This is a genomic window from Aeromonas allosaccharophila (genome assembly GCF_000819685.1).
GTDB lineage: Bacteria > Pseudomonadota > Gammaproteobacteria > Enterobacterales > Aeromonadaceae > Aeromonas > Aeromonas allosaccharophila.
The window spans coordinates 75,364-91,792 of sequence record NZ_CDBR01000082.1 but is presented as its reverse complement, the minus strand read 5'-3'; the positions used below and the strand labels follow the sequence as shown (position 1 = coordinate 91,792).

Genomic DNA, 16,429 nt, shown 5'->3' with positions numbered 1-16,429 from the left:
TTGTGCATGGTGAGGTGCTCTGGTCGCAGCCAGCGGGGCTATCAGAGCACCATGGCGGCAATCCAGCCGAAGATCACCAGCGGGATGTTGTAGTGAATAAAGGTGGGCACCACGCTGTCCCAGATATGGTCGTGCTGACCATCGGCGTTGAGGCCGGAGGTGGGGCCCAGAGTCGAGTCGGAGGCCGGTGAACCCGCATCCCCCAGCGCGCCTGCGGTACCGACCAGCGCGATGATCGCCATCGGTGAGAAGCCCAGTTGCAGACAGAGTGGCACATAGATGGTGGCGATGATGGGCACGGTGGAGAAGGAGGAGCCGATCCCCATGGTGATGAGCAGGCCCACCAGCAGCATCAGGAAGGCGGCGATGCCCTTGTTCTGGCCGATGCCGGAGGCGACCACCTGAACCAGCGTATCGACACCGTGGGTTGCCTTCATCACGGCAGCAAAGCCGGCGGCGGAAATCATGATGAAGCCGATCAGCGACATCATGCGCACCCCCTGGGTGAAGGCATCCTGGCTTTCGCGAAACTTGATGACGCCGCCGCAGGTGAAGATGACAAAACCGGCCAGCGCACCCAGTACGATACTGTTGGTCATCAGTTGCAGCCCCAGTGCCACGCCAATGGCCAGCAGAGCGACCCAGATGTGGGTGAGATTGAGTTCAACGGTCTCAGGCTCCGCATCCAGGATCTTGGCGAGATCGTACTGGCGCGGTTTGCGATAGCTGATGAACACTGCGATCAGCAGGCCCAGCAACATACCGGCGACCGGAATGGCCATCGCCAGCGGGATCTGGCTGGTGGTGATGGGCACGCCGTTATCGATCAGATTCTTGGCCAGAATGTTGTTCAGGAAGATGCCACCAAAGCCGACCGGCAGCACCATATAGGTGGCGGTCAGACCAAAGGTGATGACGCAGGCTACCTGACGACGGTCGATCTGCATCTGCGCCATCACATGCAGCAGCGGCGGGATCAGGATGGGAATAAAGGCGATATGAACCGGGATCAGGTTCTGGGACGAGATGGCTACGGCCAGCACGGAACAGAGCAGCAGGGTCTTGACCCACATGATGCGGGTCGAGCTGGCATCCTTGCCCAACTGGCTGATCACCTTGCGGGCCAGCAGGTCGGTGATCCCGGAGCGGGAGATGGCAACCGCAAAGGCGCCCAGCATGGCGTAGGAGAGGGCAATCTCGGCGCCACCGCCCAGGCCACCGCTGAAGGTGGTGAGGGTATCGGTTAACGACAGCCCGCCAACCAGGCCGCCAGCAATGGCCCCCAGCGCCAGCGAGACCACCACATTGATCCGCAGCAGACTGAGCACCAGCATCAGCCCGACTGCGATAACAACTGGATTCATTTGATTTCCTTATAGTTTGTTATTGCTGTCTGTCATGTGAAGGGGAGTTAGTTTGCGAAAAATGTGACAAATGTCGAGAAAAAAATCAGTCAACCCCCTCATATCGCAGCAGCATCTGGCACAAGGTTGATCAAAATGAGGGTTTGTGGCCGGTTTGTCTCCGTGCATCGCGTGCGCAGCGGTGGATAGTGACGTTGATGGTGCTTTCTTGTGCGCCGTGCGATCAATCAAATCCTCGAAAAAACGAAGGCTGCCTGTGGCAGCCTTCATCCGTTTATTCCTGCCCGTCGTCATCGGCAGGGGTATCCGGCGTGTCGTCATCCGGATGCGCTGGCGGCCAGCCCCCCATGCTCTTCCAGCGGTTGACGATATGACAGAACAGCTCGGTGGTACGTTCGGTGTCATAGAGGGCAGAGTGCGCCTCTTTATTGTCAAACGGGATGCGGGCGCTCTGACACGCCTTGGCCAGCACGGTCTGACCCAGCGCCAGCCCGGAGAGGGCGGCAGTGTCGAAGGTGGCAAACGGGTGGAACGGATTGCGCTTGAGGCCAGCTCGTTCGGCGGCGGCCATCACGAAGCCGTGATCGAAGGTGGCGTTGTGGGCCACTATGATGGCGCGGCCGCAATCCTGCTCCTTCATCCCCTTGCGGATCCCCTTGAAGATCTCGGTCAGTGCCTCTTTTTCCGAGACAGCGCCACGCAACGGGTTGTAAGGATCGATGCCGGTGAACTCCAGCGCGGCCTTTTCCAGGTTGGCCCCTTCGAAGGGCTCGACATGAAAGTGGAACACCTGGTCGGGAACGAGCCAGCCCTGCTCATCCATTTTCAGGGTGTAAGCCGCGATTTCGAGCAAAGCATCGGTCTTGGCGTTGAACCCGGCTGTTTCAACATCGATGACGACGGGGTAAAAACCACGGAAACGGCCCTTGAGGGTATGAACTGCGTCGGTCATGGGATCTCGGTCGGGATAAAATGAGGCGGCATTATGGCAAAAAAGCACAGGCTTGTCCTCCCATCCCACGCAGGAAGCCTGTGCAAGATGGCGCTGGATTCAATATCTGTGTAGCCACCAGCGGGCGGCGATCAGCGCCGTGACAGTGCCAAGCAGGGCGCTGGTCAGCACATCCATCGGCCAGTGCATGCCCATCACCATGCGCGACAGGCCAATCCCCAGCGCCCACAGCGGTAGCAGCCAGACCCCCGTGGGGGCGCGGGCCAGCCAGATGAGGCCGAAAAACTGGGCCAGGCTGATGGCGGCGATGCTGTGGCCAGAGGGGAAGGCGTAATTTACCTCCTTTTGCCAGTGGTGGCCGAGCCACTCGGGCAGGGCCAGCAGCTGGCTGGCGGCGTGAACCTGTTCGCTGCGTACCTCGACGCTACTGGCGTAGAAGCTCTTGATGGCCGGGATCAGCGCCTGACTCTCCAGCCAGAGCAGGTAGGGTCTGGGCTCTTCGGTCAGGTGCTTGATCAGGCTCTTGAGCACCCAGTCGCTGGCAAGCAGGGCCGCCAGTGCACACCCCAGCGCAATGAAGGGGGCCCACTCCAGTTTCAGTTTGTAGCGGGTCAGCAGCAGCAAGAGGGCTCCACTGACACCGATCCCGGGAATATCGACCATGCGGGTGAGGGCGTATGACCACCATAGCCAGCCAGCTTGCAGCGAGCCGGTCAGAAACGGTTGCCAGGGCAGCGTGACGAGCAGCAGCAGGGGCAGGATCAACAGGGCACTGAATCCGAGCACCTGGCTGCGGGTGAGTGAGGCGGTTGACGCTGGGAGCGACGGGGCGTGTTGCGGCATGGTGGGTATGGGCGATCGCGAAAAAGAGGGGCATTGTGCCACCGTGACATGCCCGGACAAAGCCGAGCAGTCAGTTTGTTACCTCTGCTTACACATTTGTGGCAAAAAACCCTGTTTGAACGGGTGGATGGGGCGGCCGCCGCGCAATGTGGCCCCCTTTCGCGCCGGATTGCATCACAGGCTGAAATCTCGGGCGGCTTTGCGCTAGAATGGCGCCCCCGTGGCGGTTGTGACCAAAGAGAGCCCGATGAAGATAGTCGTTGATGAGAATATGCCCCATGCCGTGGAGCTGTTTGCCGAATTTGGCGAGGTGATTCCCTTGCCCGGACGGCAGATGCAGGCCCGCGATCTGCTGGATGCCGATGTGCTGCTGGTGCGCTCGGTCACCCGCGTCAACGGCGATTTGCTGGCGACCAGCCCGAAACTCGGGTTTGTCGGCACCGCCACCATAGGCACCGACCATGTGGACAAGGCGCTGCTGGCGAGCCGCAATATTCCCTTCTTCAGCGCCCCCGGTTGCAACAAGTATTCGGTGGGGGACTATGTGCTCTCCGCCCTGCTGGTGCTGGTGGAGCGTTACGAACTCGACCTCTCGGCCATGACGCTGGCGGTGATTGGTGCGGGCAATACTGGCGAGTGTGTGGCTGGCAAGGCCGAAGCGCTCGGCATGCGGGTGCTGCGCTGCGATCCACCCAAGGCGCGGGATAATCCTGATGCGGGCTTTGTCGATTATCAGACCGCCCTTGGCGCCGATATCGTCAGCTTCCACGTGCCCATCACCCGCGAAGGGCCGGATGCCACCTACCATCTGCTGGATGCCGAACAGATTGCCGCCCGTCCTGCCGGGCAGATCCTGATCAACGCCTCCCGAGGCGAGGTGTGGGATAACCGGGCCCTGCTGGCGCGTCAGTTGGGCGATGCGCCATTGCGACTGGTGATGGATGTGTGGGAAAACGAGCCCGAGCCACTGGTCGCGCTGGTGCCCCATACCGAGATTGCCACCCCTCATATCGCCGGTTACAGCCTGGAGGGGAAGGCGCGCGGCACCTGGATGCTCTATCAGGCGCTTTGCCAACAGCTGGGGCGCGAGCCTCGTCAGGATTTGAGTCGGCTGTTACCTGCCCCCGATGTGCAGGCGGTGGTGCCGGGCCGCGCGCCGGATCTGGCGTTGATCAAGCAGCTGGTGCATTTGGTCTATGACGTGCGCCGCGATGATGCCCGTTTTCGGGCCCGACTCGGCCAGCCCGGCAGCTTTGACGAGCAGCGCAAACACTATCCCGAGCGCCGTGAACTATCCTCCCTGCAGATCGAGGGAGCCTTTGCCGACAAGGCGCTGGGCGCACTGGGATTTGCACTGTCACGCCCCTGAACGGGGGCAAATTGTTGGAAGATAACCGGAAGGGGTGAGCCGCGCTGGCCACACCGACCCCATTTTTTACTGAGTTGGCGCAGATGCTACTGTGCCGGTTCAGCCATATCAGGCAGCGTCATCTCGCAGCGCGAGAGCCTGCCGACCATGGCGCCAGCCGGTGCCATTGCAGCATTATCAGAGGAGAACAGAATGAGCCAGCAGTTTAACGTAGCGGTATTGGGTGCCAGCGGCGCCGTGGGTCAGGCGATGATCGAGATCCTGGAAGAGCGCGAATTTCCGGTGGCGACCCTCTATCCGCTGGCTTCCAGCCGCAGCGCCGGTGATACCGTGCGTTTTGGCGGCAAGAACCTCGAGATCCTCGATGTGGAGGAGTTTGACTGGAGCCAGGTGCAGATCGCGCTGTTCTCCGCCGGTGCCGAGATCTCTGCCAAGTGGGCACCGATTGCTGCCGAGCACGGCTGCATCGTCATCGACAACACCTCCTGCTTCCGTTACGACGAAGATATCCCGCTGGTGATCCCGGAAGTGAACCCGGACGCGCTGGCCGATTTTCGCAATCGCAACATCATCGCCAACCCCAACTGCTCCACCATCCAGATGCTGGTGGCCCTGAAGCCGCTGCACGATGAAGTGGGGATCGCCCGTATCAACGTGGCGACCTATCAATCCGTCTCCGGCTCGGGCAAAGAGGGGGTCAGCGAGCTGGCAGGCCAGACCGCCCATCTGCTCAACGGTCGTCCGGTGGAACCGACCATCTATCCGCATCAGATTGCCTTTAACCTGATCCCGCAGATCGACAGCTTCACCGACAACGGCTACACCCGTGAAGAGATGAAGATGGTGTGGGAAACCCAGAAGATCCTGGGCGATGCCACCATTGCCGTGAACCCCACCTGCGTGCGGGTGCCGGTCTTCTACGGCCACGCCGAGGCGGTACATGTCGAACTGCACCAGCCGCTCGATGCCGAACAGGTCAAGGATCTGCTGCGCAATGCGCCGGGCGTGACCCTGTTTGATGACGAAGGGGATTATCCGACCCCGGTGCGCGACGCAACCGGCAAGGATGAGGTGCTGGTCGGTCGGGTGCGCCAGGATATTTCTCATCCGAGTGGTATCAATATGTGGATCGTGGCCGATAACGTTCGTAAGGGCGCGGCAACCAACAGTGTACAGATTGCCGAGCTGCTGGTTCGCGACTATCTGTAAAGCTGAACGATGCCACCGATGCGCAGCAGGGAGTGCTGCGCATCCGGCCGGTGAGTACTGCGGGGTGTGACCCATGCCGCACTCCGCCACTTCAAGATTCTGTTGCGATATCAACTGATTAAGTTTTTTCCTACACTCAGAGTCAAGTTGGGTGCTAAATGTGTCGGACTGCTGGCTTGCTAGGCGAGCCTGATTTATATTGAACCGACTGTTTTGGGGTAACTATCCAGATTTTTCAATGCGATAGGGCCGTCATACGAAGGAACGAATATGGGACATTCCCGCATAACATTGGCAACGCTACTCGCATTGGGTCTGCTGGGCACCGTCCAGGCTGAAGACTCGGCGCGGGAGCCTTTTTTTGTCGAGCTAAAAGGCCCTGACGAACCTGCACCTCCTGCCGTCAATTCCCAGCCGCTGGCGCAACCGGTCGCCAGACCCGTGGCGCAGCCGGTGCGCGCAACCGCCGAGCCGGTGGTGCGTCAGGTCACGGCCAATGCCGGTAGCTATGGCCCTGTTCGTCCGACCGATACCCTCTGGAGTCTGGCGAGCAAATATCGCCCCTCTACGAGTGTCAGCGTCTACCAGACCATGGTAGCGATTTACGAGAAAAACCCCCGCAGTTTTGCCGATGGCAATATCAACCACATTCTGGTGGGCTCCCGCATTCTGCTGCCGACCGCGGCCGAGGCGAGCGTCATCACCGATGCCCAGGCGCGCGCCAAATTCCGCAGCGACAACGCCAGCTGGAAAGGGCTGAGCCCCAAATATCTGGCCAACAAGCAGGCCCACACGGCCAAACCGGTTGCTGCCAAACCGGCGAAGGTTGAGGCGGCCAAATCCGAGCCGGTGAAAGCTGCCCCGGCACCGCTGCCGGTGGCGAAAGCCGCCCCCATTCCTGCGCCTGTTGTGGCACCGCAACCGGCGGCTGAAACCAAAGAAGTAGCCAAGGTGAGCGAGCCCGCGCCGAAAGAGGCTGTGGCTCCCGCGCCTGTACCAAGCGCTGCAGAAGGCACTACACCGGCGCCTTTGCCTTCCGATCTGGATAAACCGGTGGGCAAACCGGCCACCGAGATGGCGCTGGCACTGGAAGATGCCAATGCCCAGCTCGGCCAGGTGACCGAAATGAACCACAGGCTCAAGCTGCGCCTGCAATCGCTGACCGAAGAGGTGGAGACCCTCAAGGCCCAGCTGCAGGATCAGACTGCGCTGCAAAAAGAGATTGCCGAGCTCAAAGCCCAGCCGGTTCCGCCGGTGGTCGCTGCGCCCGAGCCCAAGCAAAATTGGCTGATGGATCTGCTCGCCTCACCGCTCAACCTCGCCATGATCATTCTGTTGCCGGTGCTGCTGGTGCTGGCACTGGTGACCCTGTGGCTGCGGGCCCGTGCCCGTCGCGAGCTGGAAGAGCAGGAGAAGAGCCTCTCCGAATCCACCGCCATGATGATGGATCAGGAGCAGAGCGAATTTGATGATCTGCTGAGCGTCGATGTGACCGACAATGAGCCGGTGCGCCCAGTGCCGGATCTCAACACCCCCGATGGCTTCATGCCGGTTGAACCGGACAAGCCGGAACTGGATCTGGTGTTCAGCGACGACGGTGAGATGGATCTGCAAGGCTTCGAGCCGGAGCGGATGGCGGCCCAGCCTGCCAGTCGTGACCCGGATCTGGTGCCGGATCTCGATCTCTCGCTGGATGAGCCCATCGCGCTGTCCAACGAGCCCGCCATGGATCTGGCCAGCGAGTTCAATCCCAAGCCCAAGGCCGCTGATGAAGTCATGAGCGAAGAGGAGCTGCAGGCCGCCCTGTTTGCCGAGCTGGATGCGGATCTCTCTGCCGACCTCGAGCCCGATTTGAACTCCATTGACGAAGTCGGCGCCGCTGACGACGATCTGGCCAGCTTCGATCTCGGCGAGTTCGAAAATGCCTTCGACGAGCCCGCCGCAGGCAAAGATGACAACGCCATTGATCTCAGTGCAGAAGACGGCGCCGACGAGAGTGCCGATGCGATGCTGGCTGAGCTCGGTCTTGAGCCGACCAAGGCGAAGACGGCGAAGGACGCCGAGCTGGATCTGGAGTGGGATCCCAACGAGCTGGCGCTCTCCGATTTCGAAGATGCGTTCGCCGAGGTGGAATCTCATCCGGCCGATGTGCAGCCCCGTGAGCAAGCGCAGGAGAGCGGCTACGTCGAGATCGACAAGCTGCTGGCCGAGGCCGATGCCAGCACCACTGAGCAGGAGCCTTATCAGGGCTTCTCGCTGGATGTGGGGCTCGATGGCTTCCCCGAGGTGCTGCCGGAATCCACCGGGTTTGACGTGGATGCCGACGACGGCGGTGTGGGTGCCAAGCTGGATCTGGCCCGTGCCTACCTCGAGATTGATGACAAGGATAGCGCTCGCGAGCTGCTGCAAGAGGCGGCAGAGCAGGGCAGCGATCACCAGCGCGCCGAAGCCGAGAAGTTGCTCAAGCGGTTGGGCTAAATCAATTCCCATCACGGGATCAGCAAAACGAGGGCAGCCAGTGGCTGCCCTCTTCTGTTGGCGAGTTGCGATGGGGTGAGGGTGGCCGCGCAGGCTGACCATCCAGGCCAATTGCGCGCGTGGTGGGACTTTTCGGGCTGAGCGCGTATAATCCGCCCCGTTTCTTTCACTGCGTTTTCACAACAAGACAAGTTTATCCATGCGAATTGCCCTAGGTATTGAATATGACGGCAGCCGGTATTTCGGCTGGCAGCGTCAGCGTGAAGTGATCAGCGTGCAGGCTGAACTGGAGACGGCTCTGAGCCGGATTGCCAACCACCCTGTCTCCATCCAGTGTGCCGGACGCACCGATGCCGGTGTCCATGCCACCGGCCAGGTGATCCACTTCGATACCGAGGCGAACCGCGCCGAGGGCGCCTGGACCCTGGGGCTCAATTCCAACCTGCCGCCGGATATCGCCGTGCGCTGGGTCAAGCAGGTGGACGAGAGCTTCCACGCCCGCTTCAGCGCCACCGCCCGTCGCTACCGCTATGTCATCTACAACCACAATTACCGGCCGGCGATCCTCGGCAGTGGCGTCAGTCACTATCACGAGACCATCGATGCCGAGCTGATGCACCGGGCGGGCCAGAGCCTGCTGGGGGAGCACGACTTCAGCACCTTCCGTGCCGTCGCCTGCCAATCCAACACCCCGTGGCGCAATGTGACCCATCTGTGCGTCAGCCGCTCCGGCCCCTACATCGTGCTCGACATCAAGGCCAACGCCTTCCTGCACCACATGGTGCGCAACATCACCGGCTCCCTGCTGCTGGTGGGGCAGGGGCTCAAACCGGTGGAGTGGATTGCCGAGGTGCTGGCTGCCAAGGATCGCAATCTGGCCGGGCCGACCGCCAAGGCCGGTGGCCTCTATCTGGTCGACGTCGATTACCCGGCCGAGTTTGCTCTGCCGCAGTTGCCGCTCGGCCCGCTGTGGCTGCCGGACTCGGCACCGGGTACGACCAGTTTTTAGTAACTGCGCCCGAAAAATTGTGGTTTAATGACCCGTCATTTGTTGCCATCGAGCTAGTAAGTCATTGAACAATCTAGGCTCGATGCGTTTTGTCAGGCACAAAAGCATTAAGGAATTCCATGAGCTGGCTTGAGAAGATTCTTCCCAAGAGCAAGATCACTGCGCCCCGTCGTCACAACATTCCGGAAGGGGTGTGGACCAAGTGCAGTGCTTGTGAACAGGTGCTCTACCGGGCAGAGTTGGAGCGCAACCTCGAAGTGTGCCCCAAGTGTGATCATCATATGCGCATCAGCGCCCGCGCCCGTCTCGAGAGTTTCCTCGATGAGCAGGGTCGTACCGAGATCGGTGCCGAGCTGGAGCCGCAGGATGTACTGAAATTCAAGGATTCCAAGCGCTACAAGGATCGTTTGTCCGCCGCCCAGAAAGATACGGCAGAGAAAGATGCGCTGGTGGTGATGAAAGGGACCCTCAAAGGGGTACCGGTTGTCGCCTGTTCGTTCGAATTCTCCTTCATGGGTGGCTCCATGGCCTCCGTGGTCGGTGCCCGCTTCGTGCGCGCCGTCGAGGAGTGCATCAAGGAAGGTCGCGGTCTGGTCTGCTTCTCCGCCTCTGGTGGTGCTCGCATGCAGGAAGCGCTGTTCTCCCTGATGCAGATGGCCAAGACCAGTGCGGCGCTGGACAGACTCACCAAGGCGGGCCTGCCCTATATCTCGGTGCTGACCGACCCTACCATGGGTGGCGTCTCCGCCAGTCTGGCGATGCTGGGTGACATCAACGTGGGCGAGCCCAAGGCCCTGATCGGCTTTGCCGGCCCGCGCGTTATCGAGCAGACCGTGCGCGAGAAACTGCCGGAAGGCTTCCAGCGCTCCGAGTTCCTGCTGGAAAAGGGTGCCATCGATATCATCATCGATCGCCGCGAAATGCGTAACCGTCTGGCCAGCCTGCTCGCCAAAATGCTGAATACTCACGTCATCGAAGAGTGAAGATGAGTTCAAACATGCAACAATCCCAAAGCCGGTCGCTTGTCGACTGGCTTTCTTATTTGGAGCAGATCCACCCGGTCAATATCGACATGGGTCTGGATCGGGTCGGTGCCGTCGCCCGGCGTATGGGGCTGACCCAACTGCCGTTCAAGGTGATCACGGTGGCGGGCACTAACGGCAAGGGCTCCAGCTGTGCCATGGCGGCCAGCATTCTGATGGCCGCAGGCTATAAGGTCGGTGTCTACTCCTCGCCCCATCTGCTGCGCTTTACCGAGCGGGTGCGGGTCAACGGGCAAGAGCTGCCCGACAGCGATCACTGCGCCGCCTTTGCCGAGGTGGAAGCTGCTCGTGGCGAGATAGCGCTCACCTTCTTCGAGTTCGCGACGCTCGCTGGTTTGTGGCTCTTCTGCCGCGCCGCACCTGATGTGCTGCTGCTGGAAGTGGGGCTGGGCGGCCGGCTCGACGCCACCAATGTGGTGGAGTCCGATGTGGCGATGATCACTTCGATTGCCCTCGATCACTGCGACTGGCTGGGTGATACCCGTGAAGCGGTCGCGGTGGAGAAGGCTGGGGTGTATCGCGCCGGTAAACCCGCCATCAGCGGGGAGCCCAATCCGCCTGCGACCATTGCCAGCGAAGCCGCGCGCATTGGTGCCAACCTGCGTCAGGTCGGTATCGATTTTCGTGGCGATGAGCACGAGAGCGGCTGGGATTACCAGGGCCTCAACCAGTGGCGGGATCTGCCAAAACCGGCCTTGCCGCTGATGAACGCCGTGACCGTGCTGGCGGCGCTGGAGTCCCTCGGCTTGCCGCTGCCGGAGTCCGCCATTCGTGACGGGCTGGCCAATGCCCGACTGGCTGGCCGGATGCAGCAACTGCAAAGTGCGCCGCAGGTCATCGTCGATGTGGCCCACAATCCCCATTCGGCGGCCTATCTGGCGACCCAGCTGCGTAAAATGCCCTGCGCAGGCGTGCGCCGCGCCGTGGTCGGCATGCTCAAAGACAAGGACATGGCGGGCTCGCTTGCCGAACTCGATAGCCTGATTGGCGAGTGGTATCTGGCCAGCCTGACCGGCCAGCGCGCCGCCACGGCCACGCAGCTGGCTGCCGCGCTGGGGGAGGGCAAGGGGCCAGCCAGGGAATTTGATGATGTCAGCGCCGCTTATCAGGCCGCGTTGGCCGCATCGAGTCCGGACGATATGGTCATTGTGTTTGGTTCGTTTTACACTGTCGCCGACATTCTGGCGGGTGTCGCCGTCTAGGCCACACCCCGGCTCCCCGGCCTTCTGGCGGGGAGCCAAATCGTATATTGAGTTACGTAAAGGTAGGATTCAACTTGGCCTCGAAGTTTCAAAACCGTCTGGTGGGCACCGTCATACTGGTGGCCCTGGTTGTTATTTTCCTGCCGGACTTGCTGGATGGTCACAAGCTGGCGCAAAAGGAGGAGGCCTTTGCCAAGATCCCGCTGCGCCCTGAGCTGGAGCCTGCCAAGCCTGCGCTGCAAGTCTCGGCGGCCAGCACCTTGCCTGCTGAGCATCTGGCCAGCCAGCAACAGGCCTCTGCGGCCCAGCAGTGGCAAGTGGAAGAGGTGGCTGACCCCATGACCCTCGCCGGTCAGGGCAACGGCGCGCAGCCGGCGACAACCCCTGCCGCACCTGCGCCGGTCCAGTCGCAACCGAATGCCCAACCCAAGCCACAGCCCAAGCCGGAAGTGGTGGCCAAAAAACCGGTTGAACTGCCAAAGCCAGCACCCAAGCCGACGCCAGCCAAACCGGTTGAAGTTGCCAAGGCACCCGCGCCGGCCAAGCCGCAGGCGGGTCAGATCAAGTCCCTCGACGATCTGATTGAAAGCAAGATGACCCAGCCGAGCACACCTGCGCCTGCTGCCGCACCAGCGCAGGGTAGCTGGATCCTCCAGCTTGGCGCCTTCAAGAACGTCGACAGCGTCAACGCGCTGGTGAGCAAGCTGCGGGCGGCAGGCTACTCTGCCCACACTTCGCCGCGCACACCAGTGCAGGGTCAGCTCAACCGGGTCTTTATCGGGCCGGATGTCTCCAAGGCCAAGCTGCAGGGCATGCAGGGGCGGATCTCCCAGATGACGGGCCTGAGCGGCTCGGTGGTCTCATACAATCCGTAACGGCGTGCCGTTGGCAATGGCACTCTGAAAAAAACACCGCGCCCCGTGCGCGGTGTTTTTTTATCTGGCCGTCGTGATTTTTAAGGTCGGGGTCGCACAGGCCACCACCCGGTTGGGATTTGCGGGCAGTTGGGGTAGTCTGAGCCCTTCTGCTACTCACAGGAGTTCAAGATGATCCTCTCGACGACCCCCACGCTGGAAGGCAAAACCATTCGTGAATACCGCGGCATCGTGGTGGGCGAAGCCATCCTCGGCGCCAACATTTTCAAGGATCTCTTTGCCGGGATCCGCGACATCATCGGTGGCCGCTCCGGCGCCTATGAAAAAGAGCTGGCCCGTGCCCGCGAGATCGCTTTTGACGAGCTGAAAGAGCGCGCAGCGGCCCTTGGTGCCAACGCAGTGGTCGGCATCGATATCGACTACGAGGTGGTGGGGCAAAACGGCAGCATGCTGATGGTCAGTATCAGCGGCACCGCCGTGGTGTTCTGATATCCTGCCGCCAGCTGTTCGGGCCAAAGCCGATAACCGGGTTATCGGCTTTTTTGTGCCCGGCTGCGGGCAACGAGGCGTGAACGGGGTGTTGAGCCCATGCCATTAATGAGTCTAAGTTGATGATTTCAAACTTTTATAGTTTTTCATAACCCGATGGCTCGGGTTTTATTTTTTTTAACTGGGCCCCCCTGGATCGCCGGACTAGAGTGACAGCCATCAGGACGACACCTCATCACGGATGACCCTCATTTTGCATGAACCACTCTTTCTTGAAGGCGTATCAAGATGCACAAAAAATCTGCACTGTTGACTGTTATCACGCTGGCCATCTCTGCTTATGCCGGAAGTGTTGCCGCAGCCGTTCCCAACTTTACCGCCAGTTGCCCGATGAATATTCAGGTCAAGGCGCAAGGGGGCAATGTCTTTATCAATGGCAAGAAGGCCACGCTGAAAACCGATGCGCCGACCGCCTATACCGCCCAGAGCGGCAAGATCATGATCGGCATCACCTCTGACTCCGCGACCAGCGAGCCCAGCGTCGATTACGCCATCAAGCATGACAAACGCGCCAACGGCATCTGTACGGTCAGCGCCTGGTCTGCTGGCAAGGCGGCTGCGCTGCCGATGGCCAAAGGGGATTCCCCTTATCAGGGCAAGTGGACCGCCAAAAATAGCGAGACCGGTGCCACCGTGGCCAACATTCAGGTGGATGGCAAGGAGCAGGTGTGGGTCAACGGGGTCAAGGTGAAGGCCAAGCGGGCCGATGGTGCGCTGCAGTTTCGTCAGGGCACCATTCTCTATACCCTGCAGGGGGATCCGCGCATTCGTTATGAGAGCGACTGGAATGACAGCGATGCCCAGAACACCGGCCCCATCACGCTGGAGTAAGGGGCGCGCGGTTTAGCGCTTATCCTGTTGATGAAAAAAGCAGACACCGGTTGCCTGGTGTCTGCTTTTTGTCTCTGGAGGTCATTATCCCGCCCTCTGGACACGTCTGCCGGATCAGACACCGGTGAGGGTGTTGGCCTCCCCATACCAGTCCAGCTTGTCGGCCAGAGTGACCACAGAGCCGATGATGATCAGGCTCGGGCTCTTCACCTGACGAGCCAGTGCGACCAGCTGTTGCAGCTCGCCGCGCACCTCTCGCTGGCCGCCCCGATATTCGGCCGCGGGCGCCATGATCCGGTAATCGGGCTGCAGCCGCTCGAACAGTTGCGCCAGCGCGGGATGGGTGAGAAGAAACGACATAAATAAACACCTTGTATGAGGGTGAGATGCCCTGGCATAGGGATGAGGGCAAGCCGCTCAGAGTGTCTGGCACCGGTTCTGGCCGCGCTTGCCTGCCACGGTCTGTTTTTATGACTCATGTTGCTCAACTGACCCGATTGTTGTTGTGTTGGCGGCGCGTGCGTCGCGGCAGGCCGGGTCATGCCTGTAAAACCCTTGTCAATTGAGCAGGGCGGCCTGATAGCCTGCGCACTTGCCCATTACGTATCCCATCTCCAGCTTGTTGATATCTCGGGTGAAACGGGAAACGGGGAAGTAGTCGGCCGGGGCGATCACCTCGATCTGGCAGTCATCCGGTGGATTGGCGATAAAATCGAGCGCCTCGTTATAGCTGCGATCCCGCTGCTCCAGCGCATGGGCCAGCGCGGGGCGGGTCTTGAGCAGGGTGCGGATCATCCAGGGGAACGGCATCGGTTTGAGCCGGTAGCCGAGCGGCTCGGAGAGGATCACCGTCATATGACGGGCGCCGCGGCGGTAGGCCTCGATCACCGGGATGGAGTCGGCGACGCCGCCATCGGTCATCGGTACCCCATGGACCTCCGGGTATTCGTGGGAGGCGAGGGGAATGGCGCAGCTGGCGGGCAGCACCTCGTTCATGTTCTCCGGCTTGACCCGGATGTACTCCGCCTTGCCGGTCAGGGTATTGGTCACCACCGCATAGAAGGGGATGCCGGTCTCGCGATAGCGATGGATATCGAGAGGGTATTTGCGGCAGCTGGTGTTCCACAGCCAGTGGATATCCACCAGACTGCCCCCCTTGGCAAAGCGCAGGGGATCCATAAACTGCTGGCTGCACGCCAGCTCGGTCAGGATGTCGTGGCTGCGGCCATGCTGGCTGGCGAGGTAGGCCAAGAGGTTGGTGGCTCCCGCCGAGACGCCGATGGCGAAGTCAAAGGGGCGATAGTCATGCTCGATAAACGCATCCAGGACACCGCTGGCAAAGATGCCGCGCATGGCACCGCCTTCTACAACCAATGCGCTGGGGGATGCGGTTCTATTCATGACAAGCACCTCATTGATAAGTGAGAGATAAAAGATAAGTGGGGGAGAAACGTCCGGGCTGTCAGACCGACCGCTTTGATAGCCAACCGGGGTTGGCCATCGCAATGAGGTCATTCTAGGAAGGGGATGGTGTTTAGAATATCTGTTAATAATGAATGTAGTGTTTTGTATTTCTAAACACTAACGATAAAACCCGTTGTGATCAAAGGGGTTATGTAGGAGTCTCAAAGATTCTGTAATGGCTGGATGTTGGCAAGGATGTGCGTGTCATGACGTTATTGGTTCCCCCGCTGCTCAAACGTGGCGATACCATCGCTTTTTTCTCCCCCTCAAGTGCGGCGACCGCCTGGGCTCCCAACCGTTTTGCCCGTGCCAGGGCGTTTCTTGAGGGGCAGGGTTTCAAACTCAAGGCGGGCAGCCTCACCGGCCAGCAGGATCACTGGCGTTCCGGCGCCATCGCCGCGCGGGCCGAAGAGCTCAACGCCCTTATTCGCGAACCCGAAGTGCGCTGCATCATGTCGGTGATTGGCGGCAGCAACTCCAACTCCCTGCTGCCCTATATCGATTACGAGGCGCTGAGACGGGATCCCAAGATCATCGTTGGCTATTCCGATGTGACGGCGTTGCTGCTCGGCATCTATGCCCAAACTGGCCTGGTTACCTTCTATGGCCCGGCGCTGGTGGCCTCCTTTGGCGAGTGGCCGCCGCTGGTGGATGAGACGCTGGCCAGTTTTTTACAGATTGTGTTGGCCGATGAAGCTGGCGTCCCCTGCACGCTGCCTACCCCCGCGCACTCGAGTGATGAACGACTGGATTGGGAAAACCAGACTCGGGCCAAGCTCTGCCAGCCCAATCGTCTGATATCGGTCGGCTCTGGTCGGGTGCAGGGGCGGCTGATCGGCGGCAACCTCAACACCATGGCGGGGATCTGGGGTTCTCCCTATATGCCGACCATCGAACACGGCGATATTCTGTTGCTGGAGGACAGCCTGAAGTCTGCCGAGACGCTGGAGCGCTCCTTTGCCCATCTCAAGCTGTGTGGGGTGTTTGATCGGATAGGCGCGCTTATCCTCGGCAAGCACGAGCTGTTCAACGATCAGGGCAGCGGCAAGCGCCCGCTCGATATCCTGCTGGAGGTGGTGGGGGAACCGACTTTCCCCATTCTGGCGGAGTTTGATTGCGCCCATACCCACCCCATGCTGACGTTGCCGCTGGGTATCGAGGTGGCGCTCGATCTCGACCGCCAGCGGCTCACCTTGCTGCAGCCCTGGTGGCGAGCAGAATGAGTGCGAAATGAATGTCAA

14 protein-coding genes and 1 pseudogene are annotated in these 16,429 nt (G+C 60.6%); 10 read left to right on the top strand and 5 right to left on the bottom strand.

The annotated features are described in order from the left end of the window. Positions 1–41: 41 nt before the first annotated feature. From BN1115_RS14140 to BN1115_RS14130, 3 genes are all read right to left on the bottom strand, one after another. Positions 42–1,364 (bottom strand): Na+/H+ antiporter family protein, encoded by a 1,323-nt coding sequence (locus tag BN1115_RS14140; RefSeq protein WP_042657651.1) that lies wholly within the window; start codon positions 1,362–1,364, stop codon positions 42–44. A 274-nt stretch (positions 1,365–1,638) separates the two neighbouring features. After that, on the bottom strand, positions 1,639–2,316 hold the full coding sequence (gene rnt, locus BN1115_RS14135) for a ribonuclease T (RefSeq protein ID WP_042657650.1): 678 nt from the start codon (positions 2,314–2,316) through the stop codon (positions 1,639–1,641). 99 nt (positions 2,317–2,415) lie between these two features. Continuing rightward, on the bottom strand, positions 2,416–3,159 hold the full coding sequence (locus BN1115_RS14130) for a phosphatase PAP2 family protein (RefSeq protein ID WP_042657649.1): 744 nt from the start codon (positions 3,157–3,159) through the stop codon (positions 2,416–2,418). Positions 3,160–3,406: 247 nt separating this feature from the next. Between BN1115_RS14130 and BN1115_RS14125 the strand changes: the two genes are divergently transcribed. From BN1115_RS14125 to BN1115_RS14085, 9 genes are all read left to right on the top strand, one after another. Then, a complete protein-coding gene (locus BN1115_RS14125; RefSeq protein ID WP_042657648.1) occupies positions 3,407–4,528 on the top strand; it encodes a 4-phosphoerythronate dehydrogenase in 1,122 nt (373 codons plus the stop codon). A gap of 192 nt (positions 4,529–4,720) precedes the next feature. Next, entirely contained in the window at positions 4,721–5,737 is a 1,017-nt protein-coding gene (locus tag BN1115_RS14120) for an aspartate-semialdehyde dehydrogenase (RefSeq protein ID WP_042657647.1), read from the top strand. Between the two features lie 270 nt (positions 5,738–6,007). Beyond that, the gene (locus BN1115_RS14115; RefSeq protein ID WP_042657646.1) at positions 6,008–8,215 is read left to right on the top strand and encodes a FimV/HubP family polar landmark protein; all 2,208 of its coding nucleotides are present in this window, start codon (positions 6,008–6,010) and stop codon (positions 8,213–8,215) included. Between the two features lie 199 nt (positions 8,216–8,414). After that, positions 8,415–9,224 carry a tRNA pseudouridine(38-40) synthase TruA gene (gene truA, locus BN1115_RS14110; RefSeq protein WP_005333773.1) on the top strand — a complete coding sequence of 270 codons (810 nt, stop codon included), beginning with the start codon at positions 8,415–8,417 and terminating at the stop codon, positions 9,222–9,224. A 119-nt stretch (positions 9,225–9,343) separates the two neighbouring features. Further along, positions 9,344–10,207: an acetyl-CoA carboxylase, carboxyltransferase subunit beta gene (gene accD, locus BN1115_RS14105; RefSeq protein ID WP_042657645.1), complete on the top strand. Its 864-nt coding sequence runs from the start codon at positions 9,344–9,346 to the stop codon at positions 10,205–10,207. Positions 10,208–10,209: 2 nt separating this feature from the next. Then, the gene (gene folC / locus BN1115_RS14100; RefSeq protein ID WP_042657644.1) at positions 10,210–11,469 is read left to right on the top strand and encodes a bifunctional tetrahydrofolate synthase/dihydrofolate synthase; all 1,260 of its coding nucleotides are present in this window, start codon (positions 10,210–10,212) and stop codon (positions 11,467–11,469) included. Positions 11,470–11,543: 74 nt separating this feature from the next. After that, positions 11,544–12,344, top strand: a complete 801-nt coding sequence (dedD, locus tag BN1115_RS14095) for a cell division protein DedD (RefSeq protein WP_042657643.1) — start codon at positions 11,544–11,546, stop codon at positions 12,342–12,344. A 171-nt stretch (positions 12,345–12,515) separates the two neighbouring features. Continuing rightward, complete coding sequence (locus BN1115_RS14090; protein WP_042657642.1) at positions 12,516–12,833, top strand: heavy metal-binding domain-containing protein; 318 nt, start codon at positions 12,516–12,518, stop codon at positions 12,831–12,833. A gap of 288 nt (positions 12,834–13,121) precedes the next feature. Next, positions 13,122–13,724, top strand: a complete 603-nt coding sequence (locus BN1115_RS14085; protein ID WP_042657641.1) for a hypothetical protein — start codon at positions 13,122–13,124, stop codon at positions 13,722–13,724. 114 nt (positions 13,725–13,838) lie between these two features. On the opposite strand, the pseudogene cysG reads toward BN1115_RS14085, so the two are convergent. Next, a pseudogene (gene cysG, locus BN1115_RS22690) lies at positions 13,839–13,985 on the bottom strand (siroheme synthase CysG); the annotation flags it as partial. Positions 13,986–14,282: 297 nt separating this feature from the next. Further along, positions 14,283–15,125, bottom strand: a complete 843-nt coding sequence (locus tag BN1115_RS14075; RefSeq protein ID WP_042657639.1) for a patatin-like phospholipase family protein — start codon at positions 15,123–15,125, stop codon at positions 14,283–14,285. Between the two features lie 269 nt (positions 15,126–15,394). Between BN1115_RS14075 and BN1115_RS14070 the strand changes: the two genes are divergently transcribed. Beyond that, positions 15,395–16,411, top strand: a complete 1,017-nt coding sequence (locus BN1115_RS14070; RefSeq protein WP_042657638.1) for a S66 family peptidase — start codon at positions 15,395–15,397, stop codon at positions 16,409–16,411. Positions 16,412–16,429 lie beyond the last annotated feature (18 nt).